General features: G+C 42.2%; 18 protein-coding genes and 2 tRNA genes. 1 reads left to right on the forward strand and 19 read right to left on the reverse strand.

All coding sequences use genetic code 11. The features are described from left to right. Positions 1 to 177: 177 nt before the first annotated feature. From GD630_RS01730 to GD630_RS01755, 6 genes are all read right to left on the reverse strand, one after another. Positions 178 to 2529 (reverse strand): glycoside hydrolase family 3 N-terminal domain-containing protein, encoded by a 2352-nt coding sequence (locus GD630_RS01730; protein WP_182505684.1) that lies wholly within the window; start codon positions 2527 to 2529, stop codon positions 178 to 180. A gap of 124 nt (positions 2530 to 2653) precedes the next feature. Then, positions 2654 to 3868 (reverse strand): DUF1735 and LamG domain-containing protein, encoded by a 1215-nt coding sequence (locus tag GD630_RS01735; protein ID WP_143867662.1) that lies wholly within the window; start codon positions 3866 to 3868, stop codon positions 2654 to 2656. A gap of 11 nt (positions 3869 to 3879) precedes the next feature. Further along, positions 3880 to 4893 carry a BT_3987 domain-containing protein gene (locus GD630_RS01740; protein ID WP_143867664.1) on the reverse strand — a complete coding sequence of 338 codons (1014 nt, stop codon included), beginning with the start codon at positions 4891 to 4893 and terminating at the stop codon, positions 3880 to 3882. Positions 4894 to 4917: 24 nt separating this feature from the next. After that, positions 4918 to 5931: a glycoside hydrolase family 18 gene (locus GD630_RS01745; RefSeq protein WP_143867666.1), complete on the reverse strand. Its 1014-nt coding sequence runs from the start codon at positions 5929 to 5931 to the stop codon at positions 4918 to 4920. Between the two features lie 42 nt (positions 5932 to 5973). Continuing rightward, positions 5974 to 7575 (reverse strand): SusD/RagB family nutrient-binding outer membrane lipoprotein, encoded by a 1602-nt coding sequence (locus GD630_RS01750; RefSeq protein ID WP_143867668.1) that lies wholly within the window; start codon positions 7573 to 7575, stop codon positions 5974 to 5976. 12 nt (positions 7576 to 7587) lie between these two features. Beyond that, positions 7588 to 10872, reverse strand: coding sequence for a SusC/RagA family TonB-linked outer membrane protein (locus GD630_RS01755; protein WP_238482955.1), 3285 nt, complete (start codon positions 10870 to 10872; stop codon positions 7588 to 7590). A 310-nt stretch (positions 10873 to 11182) separates the two neighbouring features. On the opposite strand from GD630_RS01755, the gene GD630_RS01760 reads away from it, so the two are divergent. Continuing rightward, positions 11183 to 12313 (forward strand): ISAs1 family transposase, encoded by a 1131-nt coding sequence (locus GD630_RS01760; RefSeq protein ID WP_182505685.1) that lies wholly within the window; start codon positions 11183 to 11185, stop codon positions 12311 to 12313. Positions 12314 to 12676: 363 nt separating this feature from the next. Here GD630_RS01760 and GD630_RS01765 read toward each other — a convergent pair whose 3' ends face one another. From GD630_RS01765 to pyrE, 13 genes are all read right to left on the reverse strand, one after another. Next, the gene (locus GD630_RS01765) at positions 12677 to 13648 is read right to left on the reverse strand and encodes a FecR family protein (RefSeq protein WP_143868959.1); all 972 of its coding nucleotides are present in this window, start codon (positions 13646 to 13648) and stop codon (positions 12677 to 12679) included. Between the two features lie 149 nt (positions 13649 to 13797). Next, positions 13798 to 14340, reverse strand: coding sequence for an RNA polymerase sigma-70 factor (locus GD630_RS01770; protein WP_143868961.1), 543 nt, complete (start codon positions 14338 to 14340; stop codon positions 13798 to 13800). A 258-nt stretch (positions 14341 to 14598) separates the two neighbouring features. Beyond that, positions 14599 to 15741, reverse strand: coding sequence for a DUF1735 and LamG domain-containing protein (locus GD630_RS01775; protein WP_143868963.1), 1143 nt, complete (start codon positions 15739 to 15741; stop codon positions 14599 to 14601). A gap of 32 nt (positions 15742 to 15773) precedes the next feature. Continuing rightward, positions 15774 to 16895, reverse strand: coding sequence for a glycoside hydrolase family 18 (locus GD630_RS01780; RefSeq protein ID WP_117935557.1), 1122 nt, complete (start codon positions 16893 to 16895; stop codon positions 15774 to 15776). Between the two features lie 33 nt (positions 16896 to 16928). Continuing rightward, a complete protein-coding gene (locus tag GD630_RS01785) occupies positions 16929 to 18569 on the reverse strand; it encodes a SusD/RagB family nutrient-binding outer membrane lipoprotein (RefSeq protein WP_117935555.1) in 1641 nt (546 codons plus the stop codon). Between the two features lie 15 nt (positions 18570 to 18584). Further along, complete coding sequence (locus tag GD630_RS01790; protein WP_143868965.1) at positions 18585 to 21908, reverse strand: TonB-dependent receptor; 3324 nt, start codon at positions 21906 to 21908, stop codon at positions 18585 to 18587. Positions 21909 to 22069: 161 nt separating this feature from the next. After that, on the reverse strand, positions 22070 to 23056 hold the full coding sequence (locus GD630_RS01795) for a FecR family protein (RefSeq protein WP_143868967.1): 987 nt from the start codon (positions 23054 to 23056) through the stop codon (positions 22070 to 22072). A 57-nt stretch (positions 23057 to 23113) separates the two neighbouring features. After that, positions 23114 to 23668, reverse strand: a complete 555-nt coding sequence (locus GD630_RS01800) for an RNA polymerase sigma-70 factor (protein ID WP_007763904.1) — start codon at positions 23666 to 23668, stop codon at positions 23114 to 23116. Positions 23669 to 23789: 121 nt separating this feature from the next. Beyond that, positions 23790 to 23874: transfer RNA gene (locus tag GD630_RS01805), tRNA-Leu, on the reverse strand. 15 nt (positions 23875 to 23889) lie between these two features. Continuing rightward, positions 23890 to 23962, reverse strand: a tRNA-Gly gene (locus GD630_RS01810). 94 nt (positions 23963 to 24056) lie between these two features. Next, positions 24057 to 25397, reverse strand: coding sequence for an argininosuccinate lyase (argH, locus tag GD630_RS01815; protein WP_143868969.1), 1341 nt, complete (start codon positions 25395 to 25397; stop codon positions 24057 to 24059). A 17-nt stretch (positions 25398 to 25414) separates the two neighbouring features. Continuing rightward, a complete protein-coding gene (locus tag GD630_RS01820; RefSeq protein WP_143868971.1) occupies positions 25415 to 25825 on the reverse strand; it encodes an SRPBCC family protein in 411 nt (136 codons plus the stop codon). Between the two features lie 93 nt (positions 25826 to 25918). Further along, positions 25919 to 26557 carry an orotate phosphoribosyltransferase gene (pyrE, locus tag GD630_RS01825; protein WP_007754934.1) on the reverse strand — a complete coding sequence of 213 codons (639 nt, stop codon included), beginning with the start codon at positions 26555 to 26557 and terminating at the stop codon, positions 25919 to 25921. Positions 26558 to 26594: the final 37 nt, after the last annotated feature.

Genomic DNA, 26594 nt, shown 5'->3' on the forward strand with positions numbered 1-26594 from the left:
CAATAGAAGTTGATATCTTTTATTGTCAGCCTGTTTTCAGTGGCTATTGTCAGACACTATAGCATTGATATTCATCCGTTTAGATATTATATTGACAATTTGACAATAAAACAGGTACAAATCACTGTGAGATCTAAATTTGATATTTTTGTTTCATAGATGAATAGAGAGTATCTCCTATTTTATCTCCACTTTCGTCTGTAATCTGATGTCATCAGAAGCAGCACCGATCATTACTTGGAAAGTTCCCGGTTCTACCACCCTTTTCAAATTCCGATCGACAAGTGCAAAATCCTCTTCGGACAAAATAAACTTCACTTCCTGTTCTTCTCCACACTTCAAAAAGAGGCGTGCAAAGTGTTTCAATTGCTTCAACGGTTGCACTACTGAAGCATATTCATCTCTCAAATAAAGTTGAACAACTTCTTCACCATCGTACTTTCCGGTGTTCCGGATTTTGCATGAAACTTCGAAAGAGTGTGGTGTCAGAGCCGACAGATGTAAATCTGAATATTCAAAAGTGGTATAACTCAAGCCATATCCGAAAGAATAAAGCGGAGAAGCAGACATTTCTACATAGTCATGGCTTTGGGGAGCCTTCTTATTATAGTATACCGGAACCTGTCCGACGGAACGGGGCACAGAGAATGGTAATCGTCCTGCCGGATTAAATTCACCGAATAAAACATCAGCAATGGCATTCCCCCCTTCTTGTCCCGGGTAATAGGCCGTCAGCAGTACATCTGCATTTTCTGATGCCCAGTTTTTATCCAAAGGACGCCCTTCAATGTAAACTACTATTAATGGTTTTCCGGTAGCTTTCAAGGCTTTGAGTAATTCCTGCTGTTTTCCTAATAAAGAAAGCGTTGCACGGTCGAAGCCTTCACCACATTCCATATCGCTGATTGTCTTTTCATCAGCAATGGCCGCACCTGTTTCTTTATAACTGGTTTTGAAATCACGGGCACTGGAGCCTCCTACCACAGCAATAACGACTTCGGAACGCTGGGCGGCTGCAACGGCTTGTTCAATATCAGACGTCACGGTATCACGAATGGAACAGCCTTTCACATATTCCACCTGTGAGGAAGAAAGTTTTGCTCTGATTCCATCCAGTACGGTCTTCACATTTTCTTCTTCCTGCGGAGCGGTGTAATCTCCTAACATATTATAGCGGTTATCGGCATTAGGTCCGATCAGTGCAACTTTCATACTCCTGTCTAATGGAAGCAGCGAGTGTTTATTTTTCAATAAGGTGATCGAGGCTTGTGCCACTTGGCGTGCCAGAGTAACGTATTCTTTGCTACGAACTTCTTTCTTCGCTTTTCCGGGATCCACATAAGGATTTTCAAACAATCCCATCTCGAATTTTAATCGAAGTACACGACTCACGGCTGCATCAAGGATTTCTTTACTTATTTCCTTCCGGTTCACCGCATCCATAAGATTCATATAGGCATCGCCCCCCAGATCAATATCGACCCCGGCAGATAAGGCCATTACAGCCGCTTCTTTCATTGTAGAAGCAACAAAATGGCTTTGATGAATGCCTTCGATACTGTATAGATCGGAAACGACAAACCCTTTAAACTTCCATTCATCCCGTAGAAGTTCGGTCAGGAGATAATGATTGGCTGTACAAGGGATACCGTCCATCGAATTATACGAAGTCATTACGGATAATGCTCCGGCATTGATAGCTTGTCTAAATGGTGGCAGAAAGTTTTCATGCAGTTCACGCATACCTGCAAAAGAGGGATTCCCGTTCTGTCCGCTTTCCGAGATACCGTAAGCGAGGAAGTGCTTGAGGGTAGCCAGCGTGCTGTATGGACGTGACAAATCTCCACCACCTAATCCTGCCACCATCGCCTTTCCTATTTCACCCGTCAATACAGGGTCTTCACCAAAAGTTTCTTCCATGCGAGACCAACGGGGATCACGGGCCAAATCGAGCACAGGTCCATAGCTGATATGTCCGCCTTGAAGACGTATCTCTTTGCCGATTGCTTTACCTACCTCATTTATCAGTTGGGGTGACCAAGTTGCAGCCATCCCGATTCCGGTAGGAAAAACGGTTGTACCAATCGCCATGTGGCCGTGCGGTGCTTCTTCTGCCAGGAATAAGGGAATCCCCAAACGGGTATTCTCCATCACATATTTTTGCAAGGCATTTCCTGCCTTTGCAGCCAATGCGGGATTCAGCCCGGTTGCTAATGTTTTCTTTGTCCACGGATCGGCACGATAGGTTGCCCATAGCATTCCGGCATTTCTGTCTTTTATGAGTTGTTTGAATTTATCAGAAGGGAGCACATCGTTACCTTTGATTTCATACATCTCCCAACCCAAAGGACAAAGGAGTTGACCGACTTTCTCTTCTAATGTCATACGGGATAGTAAATCCGCAACTCTTGTTTCTACGGGCAAAGTCGGATTTTTATAGGCTACTGCCGGAAGCTGCTGTGCAAAGGAATAAGAAACTCCTGTCATCATAGCCGTAAGCAATAGTGATTTACTGATTCTATTTAGCATAACTATTTTTTATAAACTTAGCTACTTAAAAGAGAAGTCTGCCATCCCCTCGTAATACCTTGCAGCAAAACCGATTCGACAGCAGACTTCATCGTACTAAAGAACAACCTCTATCTTACCTCTTTTAGAACGGACATTTCTGGTTGTCTACGTAGGTGATAGTTCCACCGGGCACTGCATTGTGACCATGACCTGTCATATCAAGCACCGTACCATCATCCTGCGTTTCTCCATTAAAACGCCAGTAAGCAACAAGCCCTTCGCTAGTGGGATCCACATAACAAACGCCATCTTCAATCTGTGCCGATGTACGTGCCACATTCCATACGCGACATTCGCTTATGTAACCATCAAAGAAACGGGCATTACCTGCTGAACGGCCAATGGAGAATGCATCATTCCATGTATGACCATCATAAGCCATACTCAAATTAATAGTTCCACCATTCTTGGTCTCTACGAAATGGATTTGCTCACCGTCCAAATAAAGACGGAGATACTGACCGTCGTATACAGCAGCAAAGTGCAACCAATGTCCGGTAGGAAATTCCTTTTCTACCCACGATTCATAGTGATCTTTCTTATCGGGATGAGATGCTGTACCGATGGAACCTTTCACGAACTGCAACTTATTCACAGGATTACCGGCGCCGTCACCAAAACGGAAGAGGAAGTTTTCTTCGCATCCGCATAATGAACTAATGCCACTGGCATTATTTTCCTGCCCAACCGGGAAAGACTTAGGAAGCACTTTCATTTCCAATGTCATCTGCCCGAGTGCTTTCACCGGACTATTTTCCTGATCACCAAACGAAGGAATATTGAAATATCCCCGGCGTGCCAAATAGGCGGCTTTAATTTCAATCACTTTGGTAAGCATGACATAAGCAGTGCGGGAACTCTCCATAACTTTCAGATCACTGTTTGAAACGGAAGTTATAGTTACGGGAAGACAGTAAGATACACCTTCCTGTAATTTCTCGGAATCAGCAGTCACTTTGATTTGTGTAGACTGGTTTTGTCCGGCAGGAATTATCACTTCACCTGCTTCAAAGCTATAACTGCCTTCGGGTGGCATTTGACAGTTGCGCCCGGTAGAGGCATTGAAAGATTCCAGTAGTTGGGGAGCCACCTGTACGCCTACCGTCACATCGGTTTCCGTTTTATCAGTGGAGGTCACGGTCAATCCTAAAGTAGACTGCCCCTCTACCAGGAATTTTACGTTCGATGAAGTCAGCGTACCGGTCATGTAAACGGCATCACTGTAATCCGGTTCGGTCTTGCAGCCTGATACACAGAGCAACAAAGCCAATAAAGATAAAAGTGTATATTTCTTCATGGTTTTAATTATTATTTAGCATAAACATTAAATACGCCACACTGTAAAGTCGCACCATACCAACCTCCGGCATTGGGAACGGAAATCCGAATATACCGGGCAGTTAACGGGGCATAAAAGACACAAGCCTCCGCATCGCCTTCAACCTCTCCTTGCGACTTCCAGTCTGTACCGTTATCGCTTGTACTGACAGTCATACCTGCAGAAAATGCACCGGCTTCTGTTTCTTCCCAAGTTTCGTAATCGTATCCGGAAGTTGTCATCTTAATGCCATCAAAAGAGTACGGCTTTCCCATGTCAATGTCCAATTGAAGTTCCCCAGAACGATTAGTCATGTAACAATAGGTCTGATAATTCCCATCAAAAATCGACTCAATAGGATCATACCAAGATTGAACAGCTCCATTGGTTGTCGCCGTCCAGCCGGATTGGTCAGCCACCAATGTACCGGTACCGGTATATTTGGTCGCTTCATGGTTCATATTATCCTCCGTTACGGTAATGGTCAGGAAAGAAGGTGCTATCATATTGGTACTCAACTCCGTATTAGGGCCTTCCGCTGATGCCAGACGCAAAGGAATGATGTATCCCTTTTCACTCTTAAGCGTAGAAAGTACGCTAGCGTCATCCGTCAGTTTCACATGCACCATGTCAGCGACGACCATTTCCCCGGCAGGGATAGTCATCTCGGCATTTTCCAGTACAATGGCTTCGGCGGGCATAGCTTCAAACTCGGTGCCATGCTCTTCATTATAGGCAGCAATCAGAGAGTTGTCCACTTCCACCGCCACCTTAATGATACCTTCCGCTTTCTTCGAGCATTTTACCGACCATTTAAAGTCTACGTTGCTGACTGTGCCAATGGGAGTCTGCACAATCTTATATGCACTGGAATTGTCCAATGTATATACCCGGTTAAAAGGATCACCATAGACATCATAAGCCTCATCGTCACCACAAGCGGCAAGACCGATGCCACAGAGGGCGAACATACCTATATAAAATAGATTTTTTCTACTTTTCATTGTCATCTTTCATTAAAAGGTTAATTAATGGATAGCCGGATTCTGTATTTGAATACACTGACGGAACCGATAGTAAGGTTCAGGGTTGTATTCATGTACATTATAGTCACGATGGATAAAGAATGCGCCAAAGCCACCTTTACGTTTGCCATTCGCGGGCTTGTAGCGTGCCTGGTTGTACATAGACTGCATATCTCCCTGCCAGTTATCACCCATATTGCAACAGTACACCACTTTTTCATCAGGCCATCCGCCTGCTCCCGTACCACCGCTATAAGCTTGAAGGAAGCAATAGTTACTATACGGGATAAGGCTAGTCATGCTGGTACTGGTCTGGTCGATATTGAGCATTTTATCACAGATACCTTCCTGTGAAGCGATTTCTTTGCCATAGCGTTCTTCGATGAGCTGTAAACGTTCTTCCTTAGTGATGTCCGGATTCGGTCCCATGTACTTTGCCATGTGTTTGTAAAAATATTCAAAGTTAGAGTCACTCAAGAAGTCACCTTCCGGCTCATAGTCCGCATCAAAACCGTCGAGATCGTTCAGAAATACCTGATCGAGGAAATATTCGGCATACATTTCAAAAGAACGATTGAGTGCGGCAGTCCGTTCTTCGCCACTCGGCATTGCCTTCGCTTCATTGTAAGCCTGCTTGAAAGCATGGTCATCTGTTTCCGCATCGATACGGGTGATTGCCACACAAAGCATCTTGGTTCCTTTCACTTTCTGCACGAAGCGGATTTCTTCCCAAATCTCCGTATTTTCTGTTGCCGGAATGCCACCCCACATAGAGCAAATATCAAGGCTGTCAGGTAATCCCATAAAACGAACAGCGGCAGAGTTCTGCGCTCCATACTGCGCAAACCATCCGAAAGCAATTTCGTGCTCGCTCGCTTTGTAGTCGCGTAAGTTCTGGTAGTATTGGTCGTCGTAAGTCAGCGGTCGCTGAATGGTCAACGACTCAATGTCTGTATTACATGAGGCCATCATACCGCCCACAGTCAGTGCGGCCAATATGTATTTCATTGTTTTCATATTCTGATTACTTAGTTAGATTGTTCTACATTATATATCTGATTACCTTTTCACATCCCACCAAAGGCGTGTGCCGGCAATATCCGTACCTTTCAACAGGGAAACAGCAGCTTGTGTGTTCTCGCCATTGTCAGAATATTCCTTCGTAGGGAACTTCAAACGGCTGATAAGCTCTCCAGTGGCAACTTCTCCACCGGAAGCATTTGTGTTGATAGTCACAATGCCGGGATAACCAGTACGCCGCATCTCGCTCCACGCTTCTTGCCCGTCCGGGAAAAGAGCAATCCATTTCTGCACCATAATGCGCTCGAGTTTCTTCTCGTCAGAAGCCGATTCATCCCACTTCACAGTCAAAGTCGAAACCATACGACTTACATCGGTATTACGTCCGTTTGTCGGATCAATGAATGAAATTGACGGTACATTTACATCATTATCAAGATAACTCTCCACACCGGAAGCACCTTTGGAGGAAAAAGAGGTCTTCACACCTTCTTCGTAATATTCCTTCACAGTCTTATCTCCCAAGTTTAAACGCAGTTTAGCTTCAGCCAAAAGGAAATATGTTTCAGCGGCATCCATCCAGATAATAGAGCTAGCCTGTCCTACGTTCATGCTAGACGCTGCTTCAGACAAAGTGCCCTGACTACGGCTGGTTTGTCCGTTACGGACTCCATGATATGCTCCATCCTTCTTCGCAACCTTGAAGTAAGATGCCAAACGCGGATCCTGTAAGCCTTTCAAATAGCAATCCATAGTGGCACTCATTCGAAAATCATTGAAACTTTCAAATGCTTCCCACCACTCATTGATGAAAGAGAAGGATACTGACTGTTTCAAAACGGCATTGTCACTAACGGAAGTCATTAACCCGATAGTATGATCTATTGCTGCTTTAGCTTCATCCAGGGCCTTTGTCTGATCCACATAAGAAATACGCATTGCCAGACGGAGACGGAGAGTATTAGCAAACTTTATCCAATTCGCCACATTACCATTGTAAATATAGTCATAGTCTTCCAAGTAAGGCTCGGAAGTACGACTGTTGTAGCTGGTGAGCACCTCAATGGCATTTGACAATTCTTCAAAGAAACGATAATATACATCCTTTTGGCTATCGTAGGCTACTTGAATGCCAGTACCAAACTTTGAATAAGGGATGGGACCATACTTATCTGTAATACGACTCATACCGAACACCTTGACAATAGTAGCCATAGCGCGTGCGGGGGATGTTCCACTAGTACAATCCACGACTTTCCGCCATGGCTGCATCACCTCTGTATAAGCGGTGCTAAACGGAGAGTTGTACCACTGCGGATAGAGTTTGTAACAATCGTTGTCCTGCTCTCCGGCATAGTTCCATGTTTTAATAGGAGCACAGTAGCTGGCAAAAATATCACCGGTCAGCATTTGAGTCTCCTCAAACAAGCCACCTTTGTCTTTACCTACTACGAAAATACCTCTTTCCATCTGCGTGAAATAGGCTCCCGTCAGGAGATTATCGCGTTCCATCTGCTCGGGAGTTACTTCATTCGGATTGATATTCCAACTTTCATAATGGTCGGTACAAGCGGTAAACAACAAGCCTCCGGCAAGCAACACACCATTGAACACTTTCATGCATTTTAATATATGTTTCATCTTATCGATTCTTTAGAAATTGAGTTTAACAGAGAAACCTAAATTGCGTAAGCTCGGCAACATAAAGTAGTCCATTCCGCTGAAATGCGTGCCTGTACTTGCCGTCAGTTCAGGGTCAAAAGGAGCTTTGCAATAGAACATCAGCAGGTTACGTCCCGTAAAGGCTACATTCATGCCCTGTATCCAAGGAACCCACTTCTGAACAGGGATATCATAACCGAGAGACAACTCTGCAAGGCGAACGTTTGTCGCACTATAAACATACATAGAGCCGACACCACTTCCTACAGTGCTATAATACTTCTGTACAGCGGGTACTTTATAACCGTCAATCAGCACATAGCCCAAGTCGCGTGCCTCAGCAGTAGCTGTAGAAACACCGTAAGCATCCATCATCGCCTGTGTCTGTGAGACAACAATACCACCAATACGTGCATTAACCAGACAGCTCAATGTCAAACCCTTCCATGAGAATGAGTTGCGCCATCCCATCATATACTTAGCTTGCGAGTTACCGGCATAAATCCATCCGTCCTGGCGTTCGCCCGCCTTGTTGTCTATAGCTACTGTATTGTTGACATAGTCTACGTCAATATATCCATGGGAGTCGGTGCGAAGTGCAGTCACGTACAAGTCACCAATAGAGCCACCTTCAAAGAGACGCGAATTCACAATTTCCAATCCGCCCAAATCCATCATATCCTGTTTGACAACTTCTCCACTTGATAAAGTAGTCGGTTTCAACAGTTTTTTAATCTTATTGCGATTGATGGTATAAGTAAAGGTAGAGTTCCATTTTACCGGTCCGAGCGGCTGGTTTAATGTCAGGCTTGCCTCAATACCTTTGTTATCCACTTGTCCGCCATTGATATAAATAGAAGAATAACCGGAAGAAGCGGAAATCGATGGGTTGAATAATTGGTTGTAAGTAGATGTCTTATAGAGAGAAACGTTCAGCTCCAATCTATCATTCCAAAGATGAGACTGCAAACCGACTTCCCAAGCCTTGGTACGCTCCGGCTTGATATCCGTATTGGGATATGTGGTAGCCGTGACGGGAGAAGCCGATTCGTATGGGTAAGTCTGATAAGCAATGTAGCGTGTAGGGGCATTACCTACCTCACTGTATGAGCCGCGTACCTTCAAGAAGGTAAGCACATTGTTCTTGATGGGTAGTAACTCTGTCAAGATAGCAGAAACACCCACCGACGGATAAGCAACCGACTTCGTATCGGTCCATGCCAAAGCAGACGACCAGTCAACACGTCCTGTTACGTCCAAGTAGAGTTTGCTCTTCCAACCCAGCTGCGCTGTAGCAAAGATAGATTGCGTCTGATCGTGATAGCCATCCTGCTGGAATTTCACGGCAGACTGCATCAGGTTGAGCATTGTAAATCCATCTGCCACAGAATTCAAGCTACCTCCTACATCGTAATACTGGTAGTTGACATCCTGAATACTGGTACCTAGTGTAGCGGTCAGTGAAAAGTCGCCGAAATATTTGTCGATATTCAGCATCACATCGCCATAAAGTTGACGAGTGGATGCATCACCTTTATAATATCCTCCAAATTTCTGGCAGAAAATATTATCGGTAGATGCAGCGTATTTCTTTTCGTACAGAGCCGACGTATAATCCATTTTGGCACGCGCACCTAATGTAATGCCTTTCATAATTTCGAAACTCAAACCTCCACTCATGAGGAAACGGTTCTTGTGATTGATAAAATTGTCGCGATTGACAATCCAATAGGGGTTCTGCATGGCAATACCCTGATTACCCCAAGGCCAGTATTGTGTTTTGAAGTTACGGGCTTCGTTGTACATTTCAAACTGCTGAAGCATTTCCAAACTATAGCTCGGCGACATCAGATAGATAGGAACAATCGGATTGAAATACTGTCCCTGTGACACCATGTTCTGTTCACGCACATTCATATAGCTTGCGCTTAGGTCGAGACGCAGACGATCATTGAGCATGCTAGTCGTATTACGGATAGTGAAATTATAGCGATCCAACGTATTGTTCGGAACAATACCTGCCGCATTGGTAGCAGCCATAGAAAGGAATATCTGGTTCTTCTCATTACCATTACTGATGGTCAAAGAGTTGGTTTCGTTCCATCCAGTCTGATAGAAGTCCAACGGGTCGTAACTGCTGGCTTGTCCCAATTTCTGTCCCCAGCTTCTTATTTCTCCCGTAGTCGCACCATAAGTGTTTTGAAATTCCGGAGTTACAAACGGATTGAAGAATGAGGTATTATTGGCATAGTTGACACGAAGCTTATCTTTCGATCCTTTCTTTGTGGTAATCATGATAACACCATTGGCGGCATCACTACCATAGAGTGCGGAAGCGGCAGCACCACTCAACACAGACATAGTTTCAATATCTTCGGGGTTAATCATGGAAGCACCGTCACCGGATTGGCCCATACCGGTCATAAAGTCGTCCGGTTGTGTCGTTTCCAATGAAGGCATCGGAATACCATCGATTACATACAGGGCGTTATTATTTCCGGAAAGAGATTTCGCACCACGCATCACTACCTTAGCTCCACCACCGATACCGGATGAGCTGGAATTGATGACAACACCTGCTATCTTACCGGACAAACTATTTACGAAATTGGCATCCTTGACACCGACAATTTCACTGGCAGAAACTTCTTGGACATTATAAGACAGTGCTTTCGCCTCTTTACGAATACCAAGAGCGGTAACCACCACTTCGTTCAACACTTGCGAATCATCTTCCAAGGTGACATTCAATACCGGACCGGAGACGGGTAATTCCTTTTTCTGATAACCCACATATGAGAATAGCAATACCGGGCTGGCAGTCTGTGGGGTCAATGTATAGTTTCCGTCAAGATCGGTCACCGTTCCGTTAGTGGTTCCTTTCTCCATAATAGAGACCCCAATCAGCGGTTCGCCATTCTTGTCTTTTACCGTACCTGCAACGGGTTTTGTTTTTTGTTGAGTTACTTTCGTTTCTTTAGCCGTCAGTACAATCTTATTATCCAATATTTTATATTCGACATTTGTACCTGCAAAGACCTGTTCCAACACCTGAAAAATATTCTTCTCGGAAGCTGAAACCGATACCCGGCGATTAAGGTTAAGATTCTTGCTATTTATAAAAAAGCTGAATCCTGATTCACGTTCAATCTTGTGCAGCACTTCTTCTATAGTACAATCGTTAACCCGTAAAGTGATAGAAGTTTTTTGCGCATATCCATCTGATGCATACGCTAGTCCGGCTGAACAAATAAGGAGTATAAATAGTAATTTCATAGCCAATGATATTTCCTTTAAGGTCCGTCTAATACACGGCTTTTTCATTTAAGAAATATTGTTCATCGCTTGTTATTGCAGTAAAATTCCTTATATTCGTGCGCAGCGATGCGGAAGCACCGCCTTAGGTGTTTCTTCTTATCGTTCATTTTTATTTTTTTTAGGCGGAATTCAATAAGATATGGTGTTAATATTGTCTTCCGCCTTTGTTTTTGCGATAGCAAAAATACGATTTATTTTATTGATATACAAGTTTTTACGTACAATACCACTAAAGAAAAAACACCTTGACTGTCTTCGTGGCAGCATCATGACTCATTTGAGAAAATTTGTATCCTCAGTCCCTGAATACCGCAGAACAAGCAGGGGAAACTTCAAACACAAACTTGAAGACATACTCATGCTTGTCATATTGGGGAGGCTCAGCAAGTGTATTACCAGAGCTGAAATACTTCAATTTGGCAAACGCCACTTGAAACGCCTGCAGGCGAAAGGGCTATTTCCATATGGTTTGCCGTCAGAAGCTACGCTTTGCCGTGTGTTTCAAAGCATAGACGATGAAAAGATGGCTGACCGAATGTCTGCTTTTGCAGACGTTTTCCGCAAGGAAATATCCTCTTCGGCAACTGATATCATTTGTATTGATGGCAAGGCCATGCGAGGTACCTTGTACGAGAACGGACGTAACCCTGATATCGTATCTGCATACTCACTTGGTTCGGGCTTTACTCTGGCTACTGATGTTTGCAAGGAGAAAAGTAATGAAATCAAATCCGTGCCCCGGTTATTGGACAAACTAGACGTGTCAGGATGTGTGGTCACAGCAGATGCCATGTCATTCCAAAAGGTAATAATAGACAAGATTAGAGATAAGGGAGCAGACTTCGTGATCGAACTCAAGGCGAATCAAAGATCTTTGCGTTATGGCCTTGAAGACTCTATAAAGACCGCCACCCCCACTGATGTCTACAAGGAAGGTCCATACTTGGAACACGGCAGGATTGAGTCAAGGATATGCCGTATATACCGTGGGGAAGAACTTATTGTCGACAAGGAAAAATGGAATGGCAATTTGACTGTTATAGAAATACTCACATCTACCGAGAAAAAGTCTGATGGCAAGACTACATCTGAACAGCGACTCTACATTTCAAGCCTGGATAGCAGTGCAGAGCGGCTTAGTCAGATAACCAAACAGCATTGGGCTATTGAAAGCATGCACTGGGATCTTGACCGAAACCTCCGGCAGGATAGTATAAAGCGTAAGGCTGAACGGGCGGCTAGAAACCTCGACACAATTCAAAGGATGGTCTTGGCACTGATTGCTGTTTGGAAGAACAGAAGGAAAAAAATATCAGATAAGCGAAAAGGTACAGCTGAGATAACAAGGGAATTATCGGTAAGCTTCACTAAGGTGTTACATTTTCTGGCTCAAAAATGAGAAAAATTTAGATTTGATATATTTGTAAATTATTGATTATCAACAACTGGATTAGCTCCCATGCCGCACTGGCATGGGTAGGGAGATTATATCCCTAAATCAAAGCTTAAATGAAAAAGCCGTGCGTCTAATAGACTTTAATCCTCCAAGAAATTGGACGATACAATAATTTTGCATAAATTTGTAACGAGTTTAATTAGAAAATTGGTAGTTATACTTGTCGGGAAACAAGTAGGTTCACAATTACTGAAGCTCATACGGGAGGATACGGCCAATATCATCCCGTATTTTTTTTTGGTTGCTAGGGATCTTTGTTTTTCATGGCAATAAGTTTTTGGGAATTAAGGTTTTTATCTTTTAGTACTAAATAAATATCTCTATCTTTATTTTCTCTTTACCGGCATCTGCGTTATTATTCAGATAACGCCAACGAACTTTCGAGGAGGCACTGATAAAGTTAAGTACCTGTTCCAGATTCCGGTTGGTAAATGTTCCGGAGAATGAGTCGTCACGAGGTACATTCTCCTGTATGACAAATTCGGCATTGTATCTATCTGCCAAGATATCCAGTGCATCCCGTAATGACGTTTGATGGAAAATGATTTTACCATCTTTCCATGAAAGTTCTCTCTCGCCGGAAGTCGTATAGAGTTCCGTCTTTCCATTATGAGAATAATAGACCAGCTTCTGTCCCGGAGCCATCACAATATACTGAGGTTGTTGACTGGCGTTGTTGAATTCGAAATTAACTTTCCCTTCAACTAAAGTAGTAACTACCTCATCTGCTTCTTTGTATGCCTTTACATTGAATTTTGTACCCAGAACTTTTATGGCAGACTGGTGAGCGGTAGAAACTATAAACTGTTTTTCCGGATTTTTCCGGACATCAAAATAGGCTTCTCCATCAAGTTCCACAGTACGTGTACGGGAAGAAAAATGGCTCGGGAAAGTCAATGTACTTTTTCCATTTACCCATACTGTAGTTCCGTCAGCAAGTGTAACCAATGTACGTTGTCCGGCTGGCACGTAAACTGTCTGCATTTCTATATCCTCTTTTTGGAGAATCTGTATCATTGCATAACTTAATCCGAAAGCTACGACAAACACTGCCGCAATCCGCAAGATTCGTTGTGTAACAGGATGCAATGAAATTGTTTTTTTTGTCTTCTTTGAGAATGCGCCTGTATCTTGCCAAATGAATGCATCATAACTCTTACGAAGAGAAATGAATTCTTTAAGATTGGCTGCATCTGCATCAATCCATGCAGCAACGTCTTCCTTTTCCTTTTGGGATGCCTTGCCTGCAATATATTTTAATAGTAATTCCTGATCCATACAATAAATAATTTATGAGTAATGAGAATAGGGGTATTATTCCCCTTTCATTAAGAATACCACTCACTAAAGAGATTCCCTAGTAAGAAATGTGATTTTTTTTGTTATTGCTTAAAAAAATAGCAAATAAGGAGGTCTTTTCCTTCTTTTCAGATGAAAAAGAAAAGGAATGGAGCATAATCTTTTAGATTATCACGCAGTATTTTAACTGCTCTGCCGATATGATATTCTACTCCTTTTACACTAATGCCCAGTTCTTCGGCTATTTCTTTATGGGATTTTCCATCCAGGCGATCGCGGATGAAAGCAGTACGAGTTTTTTCCGGCATGCTCTCCAGTAATGCGTGCACTTTTGCCCGTAATTCTTCTGATAATATTTCCTTCGGGTCACAGGCTTCCAATGTTGATATACGAATTTCCAATTCACGCTGTCCCTTATCAAGCAAAGTTTGAAAAACATTCTCCTGTGCTTGTATATGTTTCAGGTAATTGAGTGATTTACTGCGAATATAAGTAATTAAGATCGCTTCAACACTTGGGATTTCCCGTTCTTTACTTAGTTCCCATAAATGGATAATGGCTTCCGAAACAATATCTTCTGCTACTAAGTCATTATGGACATAGGACAAGGTAAATAGGAAGGCTTTCCTATAATAAGCAGTATATATCGAGTTGAAGTTGATTTGAGCCATTCGCCAGTATATCCATAAGTATTAAATGCTGCAAAGAAATATATTTTACTTATAACAAGAAAACTTTTTAGGAAAAATTTAAATTTGGCTAAAATACCTTTTTCTTGTAAAGAAGAAAAGAAATGCCCTGATATAATGCACGCCAACATCAATAAAAGAAGCCTGCTTACCAAAAGAATATTATCTTTTCAGTAAGCAGGCTTTCATTCATATTCAAAAATGCAAAGAGCAAAAACTCTCACAAATTTGTGTGTTCCATTAATTGATAGCTATCGGAGCATCTAGCGTCTTAATGGTAATTCCATTTGTAGTACCGTTTATACGCCCTGTGGCATCTTTGATAACTCCACCTTCCTGAGTTTCCGATCCGTCTAGTTTATAATAAAGTGCCAAGCCTTCCGAAGCAGGGTCAACACCCAGCATATTCTGCTTAAGTTGATTTTCCGTACGGGCTACACTCCAAACACGGACTTCACTCATTTTACCATGGAATGGACGTTCACCCCATTTGAAACCATAGATTCTACCAATATAAAAACCCATATCTGAATTCGGATCAAAACCGTCAATACCCCAATCTGAACCAGCCCATTTCTCACCATTTACATAAATGCCTGTTTTTCCTGTCGGTTGATCATAAGTCAACGCTACATGATACCAACGATTTGTTAACAACGGTTTCGTTACACGATAGTTCTGTCCGCCGGCCACTTCCAAATAATCTTTAGGAGTGATTCCTCCTCCTGCATCACCGATACGGAGAATCATCACACCTTCGGTTCCCATAATCGTATTATTATCGAGGAAATAATCCACATTAATCAATGCTTCGTAAGTGAATGACGAGAAGAAAGTACCGACAGGGAACTTCACAGAAATATAGTGATTATTGAAGTTACCAGCTTTGGTAATTTTCAATGGTTTGGAGAAAAAGAAATATGCAATGTTTGTTCCGGAAAGGGTAGACACTGAAGACGAATTCACCCGCATAGGCAAAACATACGAATTCCCGGCTTTCAAGGCTTCCAACCCGGAAAGTTCGACTTCTACATTATCCGCATACAATTTTCCACTCGAAATAGAAGATGTCGTACTGCTTAGCTTTACCTGCGAAACATCAAGCATCTCATAATTTGTGCCATACTTTGCATTGTATTCGTCTACTACACTTGGTTCGGCTACACTATATGATACGTCTACCTGAGAGGAAGTTGCTGACGAAAGTCTTGAAACCAGATCAAATGTCATTACATCCATCTCATCTTCCACCGAGAAATTATATTCCTTGCTTTCGAAATAAACCTTAGGCTCCAGCAGGTCATTCATGCTGTCGTTGCAAGCGCCCAACAATAATGCCATACTACCTACCATCAAATAATAGAATATATGTTTATTCATCATCTTTTTACTGTTTTAGAATTTTATAAATCCACTTATTCCTGCGGTTTATTTTCCGCTTCGTTTTGTTTCTCTTTCCATTCATTGAAAACCCGCTGATTGATTTGAATAGCCTGACGCATCCATTTATAATTTGGCGTATTGTCATAATCATTATCGAAGCGATAAGCTCCTACTCCACCTTTATAACCTTTCCGCGGCATAGCAGCAGCCTGCCTCAGCAATTGCCCTCCATTTGTGGCATACTTTTCAAAGTTTTCTGTACAGATTATTTTCTTAGGATCAACGCCATAACCATCTAAATTGGGGTTGGAACTACCATAACTTTGTATAATCCAATAATCGACATACTCATCCAATTCACTGGTAAGCCCATAAATATTTCCATCAATACAGATCATTTTATGTCCTTTACCTTCCGGATCGCTTTTCGGGCCAATATAATTGTTCATCTCTTTAACCAAATGAATCAAATGCTTGTTCTGACTCAATGTGCCATCCATATCAAACACACCACTACCGATTTCCCAGTCTACATCATAACCGTCCCATTCGTTTGCATACAAAGAATCGCACAGAGCTTTGGCAAACTTCGCCAGACATGCATAATGGTTTTCACTTTCAAACTGACCTTCAAATCCCCAATATTTCCAACGGGCTTGTTTCTTCGCCGTTTCCAATTGAGCCGCCGACCAGCCTTCTTCCTCCGCTTGTTTTTCCACTTCGAGGTATACCGAATTTGGTGTCGCACCCTTACCAAGATAAGAAAGCAGACTTACCTGCAACAGTTTCGTTCCTTTCACCTTTTGCACAAACTCTTTATCAGCTTTCTGCTCCGGAGTAATTTCATAACGTCCTGGAGCGCCACTCCACATAGAAACAAAATCCATACTATCGGGCATAGCAGAAAGATATCCTCTTCGATAAGCTCCAGCAGGCGCCCAATTGGAATACCATCCGAAAGCTACGGGACGATTGTAATTCCAGGCAGTCGCCTTATAGGCACGCAGATTGGCATAATATGCCTCACTCTCCGCATTGTTCATTGTGGCATACCCGCCTATATGGTCTATCTCAATATTCTCCACATCCATGCAAGAAGTTACCATCATGCCTGTCAATGGAATGATATATAACAATTTTCTTAATGATTTCATATTTTTCATCTGTATTAAAATGATACATGTAGGTTATCTCTTACAATCCCACCACAAACGGGTAGAAGACCTATCTTCGCCACCGGCACCGTTATTGAACAACTTCAAGGCTGCTTCATAGATAGCCTTTCCCTCGTTAGTCTGAGAAAAACTGGTGGGATAAATCATACGGCGAATACCGCCCTCAAGAGTTGCGCCTTGCACTGCTCCTTTCAAAGTCTTAATGACATTCAACTTCGGATAACCGGTTCTTCTCCATTCCGTCCACGCTTCCTGTCCGTTAGGAAACAAAGCAATCCACTTCTGAATCATAATCTTTTCCAACTTCTGCTCAGTTGTTCCTTCAAACTTGGCAGTAGTCTCACACGGAGCAGAAAGTGTTTGCCCATACTGATAATGAGAAAACACAAATGCCCGAGGTGACAAATTGGAATTCATATAATCATCTACAGGATCGGTCACGCCATTCTCCTGAAAAGACATATCAATGCCCTGTTTATACCATGAATCCGCACTGCCGAAACCTTCCCAGACTAAAGCTGCTTCCGCACGCAAAAAATAAACTTCCGACGCACGCAGCCAATATGTAGGAGTCCCACTTTGAATATTGGGCTTTGAGCAAGATTTGTAGATATCATTCTGCGCATTGGCATGCCCTGCCGGTACCGCTTGATATGTTTTTCCGTCGAAAGCCTCAACACCATAAGAGGTATTACCATCCATCGGCAAAAAATAAACACTCAAACGCGGGTCTTCATATCCCATCAGATAAGAAAAAATGGAAGAACCCATACGAGCTTCATTATAGTTGCCTGCCAGCCATTCAATGTTGTTGCGGAAAGTCATGCCTGCTCCTTGACTCATTTGGGCCGCATCATCCTTAGCCGTCATCACACCGATAGAATGATTTACTGCTTGAGTAGCATATTTTTTCGCCAGTTCCGCATTAGCGAAGCGGACACGCATAGCCAAACGAAGCATCAGCGAATTGCCGTATTTCACCCATTTAGTAGCATCTCCGGCATATACCGCATCATAAGCTCCCATCACATTCACCCCATTTTCAGCTTTTTCCGTCAATACGGCAATGGCAGCAGTCAAATCCTGAAACATAGCTTCATAAACATCCTTCTCCGAATCAAATGGAATGTTCATTGTAGCGTCCGCCGCATGAGAATAAGGCATCGGACCGAAACTTTCAAGTGTCTTGTGCCAAGCGGAAATCTTCAGAATTTGAGCCAAAGCAAAGACTTCGGGCGTACCATTTTTTTCGGACGCTATTTTCAATTTCTTCCAAGGATCAAGAGCATTGGTATAGGACTGTGTATAGGTCGCTTTTATCCAATTGTCCAACAAATAATAAGTAGTATTGTTACTACCTGCGTTCCAACCGTTACTGTTGTTCTCGCCAAAAAATCCACTCCAATTATCGGCCGATAGATGATAAGCTATTTGATATTCATTGATAACATCTGTATCATCAGCCTGTGTGCCTACGGGAATCACTGTCCGTTGCATAGCTGTAATCAGCCCTCCGACTTCAAAACCATCCATCGCACCTTCTCCGTCGCTCATCTCAAATTGGTTGGTATTGATTTCTTCAAAATTGCATGAGGCAAATAGCGCCATTGCGCATATCACCGCTAATAGTTTAAACTGATTCATTTTTCTCATAATAAAGAAGGTGTATTATAATTTAAATTTAATACCGAAACCAAAGCTACGAACACTCGGTTGCATAAAATAATCATTACCTTGTCCGTAAGTACTGGTAGAAGGAGTCAGTTCCGGGTCAAACGGGGCTTCGCAATACAACATCCAAGGATTGTTGGCTATAAACGAAACTGTAACATCTTTCAACACGTTACCAAACCACTTATTAGGCATAGTATAGCTAAAGGTAAGTTCTTGCAAACGAATATTGGTGGCACTGTATACATAGTAACCGGAAGTTTCATAATTTCCCGTACCTGTCATCTGATAATAAGACTTCGCGTCTACCAGACCTTGTCCCTTCAACAATACGCCTCCTGCTTCACGAGCCTCAGCCGAACGTTTGGACACACCGAAACGATCGAGCAATGCCTCTGTAGAAGAGGTCACCACGCCACCAAAACGTCCGTTGATCTGGAATCCGAGTCCAAAGCCTTTGTATGTCAACATATTGCTCCATCCCATATTGAAATCGGGAGAAGTTTTTCCCAAATAAACGGGTTCACCCTTTTCCATTCCAAAGGTTCCGTCGCTCTTTACCTCAACATATCCCAAGTGATCTTTCTTTAAGAAGGTGTTGGCATAAATATCGTGGATACTTCCGCCTTCTTTCAAGATGACACGACCACCATCCTTCAAAACCTCCGGAATATTAATCGGCTCATCCATCAAATCTGTATGATAGTTTTCAACCATCTCCTTAATCTCGTTTATATTACGAGAGAATGTCAATGTTGAAGAGATTCCCAGTCCGCATTTAAACTGATCGGAATAGCTTAATGAAGCCTCCCAACCACGATTTTCCACATTACCGGCTTGCAAATAAATCTGCTTGTATCCGGTAAATTCGGGAAGATCGCCCAAGAAGGTCTGATTGTATGTATTGGAATGATAATAAGTTACTTCCGCACTTAATTTATTCCACAATTTCAGACTTAATCCAAATTCGTATGACTTTGTGCGCTCCGCCTTGAAATCAGTAAACGGATAGATACCGGTAGGATCTAATGCACCACCCACAATAGGGGTAGTTACCGTACCCGGAGTCAGTCCCGAACGGGATACAGGCGCACCGACTTCCGTATACGAACCGCGAACTTTCAGGTAAGAGATAAATTCGGGCAATTTGACCATCTCGGAAATAATTCCGGACAAACCAACTGAGGGATAGAAGAAAGATTCTTCATCGGTATTCACCAAACGTGAGTTCCAGTCATTACGTCCGGTCAGCGTCAAATAAAGCATACTCTTCCAACCGAGTTCCAAATTGGCAAAAACAGCATGATTACGTACACGACTATCACCACCTTTTTCTGAGATACGGCCATTAGCCGGATCGATATTGGAAGCCGCGAATTTATTGGGTACTCCCAACAACGTTCCTTTGTATCCTCTCTCCAATGCCCAATAGTTAGAATAGTTCCAACCCGCATTGGCAGAAATACTGAAATCAGCTATATGCTTATTGACGTTCAACATAAAGTCGGCATATTCCTGACGGTCTTCATAGTTATTGTATCCATACAGTCCTTTCTTTCCTTCCGCAAATTTATCGTCGGATGAGGCGTAAATCTTGCGCTCAAACAATACATGTGTGTCATCCATTCTGAAACGGGCTGCCGCATTCAACCAATCGGTAATATTATAAGTCAACCCTACGTTGAACATATAACGACTCTTTTCATTCGTAGCTACATTGCGATAAGCAGTCCAGTAAGGGTTCTGTGAAGCATATACCGGATCTGCCACCGGCCAATACTGAACCGGAAGTTGGCGGCTTTCATCGAAATGTTCGAATGACTTAATCCCATCAAAGTCTTCACCACGAGGGAACAAATAGGCGGCCATCACCGGATTCCAATATTGTCCTTGCGATACCATATTCTTGTCTTTCTGTTTCACATACGACGCACCTAAATCGAGTTGCAATTTATCATTAAGGAAAGTTGCCGTATTACGGATTGTGAAATTCAAACGTTCATATTCATTATTAGGCACAATACCTTTGGAATTGGTAGAAGAAACAGAAGCAAAAGTCTGATTCGATTTCGTACCTGTGGTCAACGTAACCGAATTAATAAAGTTTGTTCCGGTATTAAAGAAATCCTTCTTAGGATCATAACTTGTAGGAGTCAGCAGTTTTTCACCCCAGCTTTCATACATATCTTTTTTGTTTCCATACGTATTTTGAAACTCAGGAGTCATATAAGCTTTGCTGAATTCTGAAGAAGAAGAGAACTGCACTGAAAGTTTTCCTTCTTTTCCTTTTTTAGTGGTAATCAAAATTACACCGTTAGCGGCACTACTACCATACAGTGCAGCAGCCGAAGGACCACTCAAAACAGAAAGGCTTTCAATATCTTCGGGATTGAAGTCAGCTATACCTTCCGTTCCGGCCTTACCTTCACCCATAATACCACTGTCGGTATTGCCCATATTGGTATTGAACAAAGGAATACCATCCACCACATACAAAGCATTGTTATCACCTTCGATAGATTTTGCACCACGCATCACTACGCGAGTAGCACCACCGACTCCACTAGCGCTTTTGTTAATACTCACTCCGGCTATCTTACCGTTCAACGAGTTTACAAAGTTAGCATCTTTTACCGTAGTCAAAGCATCTCCCTTGACTTGTTGTACATTGTAAGACAACGCCTTTTCTGCGCGTTTGATACCTAATGCCGTCACAACAACTTCATCGAGCACTTCGGTATCCTGCTTCATTACAACCGGATAAAAATCTTTCTTGGAGACAGGAATTGTCTGTGTAGCATATCCGATATAAGATACTTTAAGAGTTGATTTTTCTGCCGCTTTGATCGTAAAGTTACCATCGAAATCGGTAATCGTACCTGTAGAACTACCATCCACAGATATATTTACTCCAATCAACGGTTCACCGCTTTCATCGGTAACCTTTCCTTTGATATTTTTAAGGGTTTGCGTAACTACAGGCTTCTTTTCAGTTATTATGATGTAGTTACCTTGAATCTGGAATGAAAAGCCTGTCCCTTTTAAGATGGTATCGAGTGCGGTTTCGAGGGATGCATTCTGCAAGTTTAACTGGGCTATTACTTTTCCTTTTAATTCGGAATCACTATAATTTATAGACTTTTTGGACTGTTTTTCCACAGTCTTTAAGGCATCAATGACAGTGATGTTCTTTTGCTGGATAGTTATTTTACTATCATTTTGAGCCAAAGCGAAAGTCTGTATAAGAATAAGACTTAAAAAAGTGAGAAAGACCCGCTTATGAGCTATTTTTTCTGCTATTTTTTCGTAGATTTGTAGCATCTTTAGTATTAGTTAATTGGTTATTATTCTAGGATCATTCAGAATAGCGTCAATATTACGCTAATATTAAAAGAGATTGATTTCATATCCGGGAGGAACGGCCATTCCTTCCGGGTATTTTTTTGCATTACGTATTAAAGTTAAAAGGTTCTACAATATATTTATTCTTTACTAGTTACATAGCACTTATTTCCCTTGATAACATAGTTTACATTTCCTACAACTTGCGATATAATCCTCATAACTTCCTCCAGATTCGCCTGCTTGGAGAAGCGGAAACTATATGTATTCTTTTTCAGACTATGAAGGCTATATACAAAGGCATAAGGAAATTTGCGTTCAAGACTTGTAAAAATATCTTCCAGATGCATATTACTAAAAACCAGTTCCCCACGTTGCCATGCCGTCACATCATCTATCTCAGGCATCCGCAGATTATGAGCTTTCGTATGTTTGTCATATACCAACTGTTCACTAGGCTTTAAAATAATATTGGACAGCAAGTTATTGAATTCAACTTTCACACTACCTTCCAGCAAGGTAGCAATCAGTTCGCTATTTTCCGGATAAGCATTTACATTAAATTCAGTACCTAAAGCAGTAACTTGATAATCATTGGCTTTGACAACAAAAGGATGTTTCTTATCCGGATGTACTTTAAAATTAGCTTCTCCAATCAAATACACGCTTCGCGTCTTTCCATCAAACCGCTCCGGATATAACAGCGTGCTTTTGGAATTCAGCATAACGCGGGTGCCGTCCGGCAAAGTGAGTTCATGAATCTCCGCTGTCGGTATATAACATTCTACCAGGTCTTTTTCCAAATGCTCTCTCCCTAACATCAAATAGACCGATACGGATGAAATAGCAAATAAGAGAATAGCTGCAACTCTCCATATAAGCAACTGATAATTACCAGTTGATTTAACAGGCTGAATTCCTACACTCTGCTGTATCCGCCGGATTGACTGTTGCATTCCGTCCGGCATTTCCTTCTCATCAACTTGTTCCCAAAGCACACGAAGCGCTTCTCGCTTTTCGGCAGCATACTCTTCGTCGGCCAGCCATTGTTGCACTTTCTTTCGTGTAACGGCTGAATAATCGTTATGCCCGAATAGTTCTACAAGTTGTTGAACATAATTTTTCATGAATCTTCTTCTTTCTTTTTTTGGCTTTATACACTAAATACAACCGCCTCGCAAATACTACTTAAAAATATTTGAGAAAAAGATAAATAAGAGCAGAATTTTCTTCAAATCTATTAAAGCTAAATATACTTGATGTTCTATTGTACGAATGGAAACTTCCAATTTGTCGGCTATTTCTTTATGGCTCAACCCTCTAAAACGACTAAGTTCAAATATCATCCTCCGACGCTTCGGCATCTTCTCTAAAGTGAGCTGAACAATCATAAGCATCTCTTTATAATAGACATTATTCAAGACTTCCTCTTTCTCCGTCAACTCATAAAGAAGAGTCTTTTCCATGATTTCCTCCTGATAATCCTGCTCTACCTGCTGATGCTTAAAGATATTCAGAACAATATTCCTAGTCATTATGAAGATATAGTTATCCAGCTCCTTGTCATTGTCCAACCACAATTCCGGCTGTAACCAGAGTTTACAGAAAACATCTTGTGCCACATCCTCTGCTTCAGCTTCCGACTTAAGCAGCATTTGGGCAAAGTTCTTTACTTTAGGGAAGTTAGCAATAAAGAACCTCTGAAACTTTAATTCAATCTGCTTATCGTTATTTTCCATATCTCTAGTATTTTTTCAGCGTTAACGGTAAAGTCAAATTAGCCGTACATAGTACACCCATAAAAACAAAAAAGGCTTCATGAATCTATATTCATAAAGCCTTTCAAAAAAAGAATACTCGTACTCGAAGCGGGACTTGAACCCGCACAGCCGCAATGGCCAAGGGATTTTAAGTCCCTCGTGTCTACCGATTCCACCATTCGAGCATCCTTTCAAAGAAGAGCGGAAAACGAGACTCGAACTCGCGACCCTAACCTTGGCAAGGTTATGCTCTACCAACTGAGCTATTTCCGCATTTTTTCAACGGGTGCAAAGATAAGTAGTTTACTTGTTTCTGCCAAATCTTTTCGGAGGAAAGTTTTAAAAAACTATCCTCCGAAAGTTCATTTTATCTTCCAAGCAGCGCTTTCTCTGCTCTATCCATCCCGCAAAAGTTGAATCCATCGACCACTTGCTGCATCAATGCAGAGATCTCTGTATTGCACAAATTGCCTATACTTCCTTCATGTGTATGATGTACTTCCTTACTATGCGAGAATTTACCTGCTTCAATATCCAGACCGACCTTTTTGTATGCATCGCGGAAAGGCATACCTTCGCGTGCCAAACGGTTCACTTCTTCCACACTGAAAATGAGCAGATATTTGTCATCATCCAAGATATGTTCATTTACCTTAATCTCGTTCATGATGTAAGTTGTCATCTGCAAACAGTCTTTCAATTCCTGGAAAGCCGGAAGAAAGACCTCTTTTATAATCTGCAAGTCACGGAAATAACCGGAAGGCAGATTGTTGGCAATCATCATGATTTGTTGGGGAAGCGATTGCAACTTATTACATTTGGCACGTGTCAATTCAAACACGTCCGGATTCTTCTTATGAGGCATAATGCTGGAACCCGTAGTACAATCATCGGGCAACTTCACAAATCCGAAGTTCTGGCTGTTGAACATACAAGCGTCAAAAGCTAATTTGGAGATTGTTCCGGCAATCGTGGCCAACGCAAACGCAACATTACGTTCCATCTTGCCACGTCCCATCTGGGCATATACCACATTATAATTCATAGAGTCGAAACCGAGCAACTCGGTTGTCATCGTCCGGTTCAACGGGAACGAAGAACCATATCCGGCAGCAGAACCTAACGGATTACGGTTGCACATCTTAAATGCAGCCTGCAGAAACAGCATATCATCCACCAGGCTTTCAGCGTAAGCACCGAACCATAGTCCGAAAGAAGAGGGCATGGCAATCTGCAGATGTGTATATCCCGGCATTAAAACATTTTTATAACGTTCGCTCTGGCGAATCAATACATGGAAAAGTTGTTCTACCGCTTCGGCTATTTCTCTGATTTGCGTGCGGGTAAAAAGTTTAAGATCCAACAGCACCTGGTCGTTACGCGAACGGCCGCTATGAATTTTCTTTCCTATATCTCCCAGACGGCGAGTCAGCATCAACTCCACCTGCGAATGTACGTCTTCCACACCGTCTTCTATCACGAATTCACCTTTCTCCGCTGAAGCATAAATATTTTTCAGTTCAGCCAGCAACTGCTCCAGTTCTTCTTTCGTCAGCAAACCGATACTTTCGAGCATTGTGATGTGCGCCATAGAGCCGAGCACATCATGCTTGGCCAGATAAAGATCCATTTCACGATCGCGTCCCACCGTAAAGCGTTCGATATCCTTATTTACCTGCACGGATTTCTCCCAAAGTTTCTGTGCCATACCAATTAATACTTGAATTAATAATTTATAATCGACAGCATTTCAACCATCTTCTCCAAACCTTCCTGGAGGGGCTTCTGCACCATCGCTTTCATAAACGGATTGATATCCATCCCGATAGTAACCTTTATTTTGCATTCTTCCTCACCGGCCGCCACTAATTGAATCCACATATTAAAAGGAAGCGGTGAGTTGGTTGTCTCCAACTTCACACATTTAGAAGGTTCACGTTCAACGATTTGCAGTGTCAGCTTTCCAACAGGAGAAACACTAAAACTCAATGTATCCGAATCAAAACTCAAATCCTGCACCTTATCTTGCGGCAAACGGTCTTTAATGGCTTCCAGATTACTCAAATCCGAAAGCTTGTTATACACCCGTTCCTGACTGTAAGGTATCACCTTGACACTACTCTCAAATTTAGTCATAATATTCTATTTGTATAAAAACAAAAAAAGAACCATCCGGGCAAATATTGTCCGAAGAGTTCTTTTACTGACATATATTTAACCAAAAAAGTCTTATTTACCAGCATCCCAATGAGCAGGGTCTTTACGCCATTCGTTCAGTGTCTGGATATCTTCTTTTTCAATGTAACCTGTACGAAGAGCAACATCAAGCACAGCCTCATAGTTGGTCAATGTCACCAAGGTCACTTTAGCGTTCTTAAATGCTTCTTCAGCAACCGGGAAGCCATACGTATAAGCCGCAACCATACCAATTACTTCACAGCCATCGCGACGAATCGCCTCTACAGCCTTCAAACTACTGCCGCCGGTAGATATCAAATCTTCTATTACTACTACTTTCATACCCGGACGAAGTTCACCTTCGATCAGGTTCTCCAATCCATGGTCTTTCGGGGTAGAACGAACATATACGAACGGTAAATTCAATGCATCAGCAACCAAAGCTCCTTGAGGAATAGCACCAGTCGCCACACCTGCAATCGCATCCACCTGTCCGAATCGTTCCAATATCAGACGTGTAATTTCAATCTTCACAAAATTACGAAGAGAAGGATAGGACAGAGTTTTACGGTTGTCACAGTAAAAGGGGGATTTCCATCCAGAAGCCCAAGTGAAAGGGTTAGCAGGTTGAAGTTTAATAGCCTTAATCTTCAACAGTTTCTCCGCAAATAGTCTCTCTAAGTTTTTCATAACTAAACTAACTATTAATTATTTGCCGCAAAAGTAC

The sequence above is a fragment of the Bacteroides zhangwenhongii genome (assembly GCF_009193325.2).
In the GTDB taxonomy this organism is placed as follows: domain Bacteria; phylum Bacteroidota; class Bacteroidia; order Bacteroidales; family Bacteroidaceae; genus Bacteroides; species Bacteroides zhangwenhongii.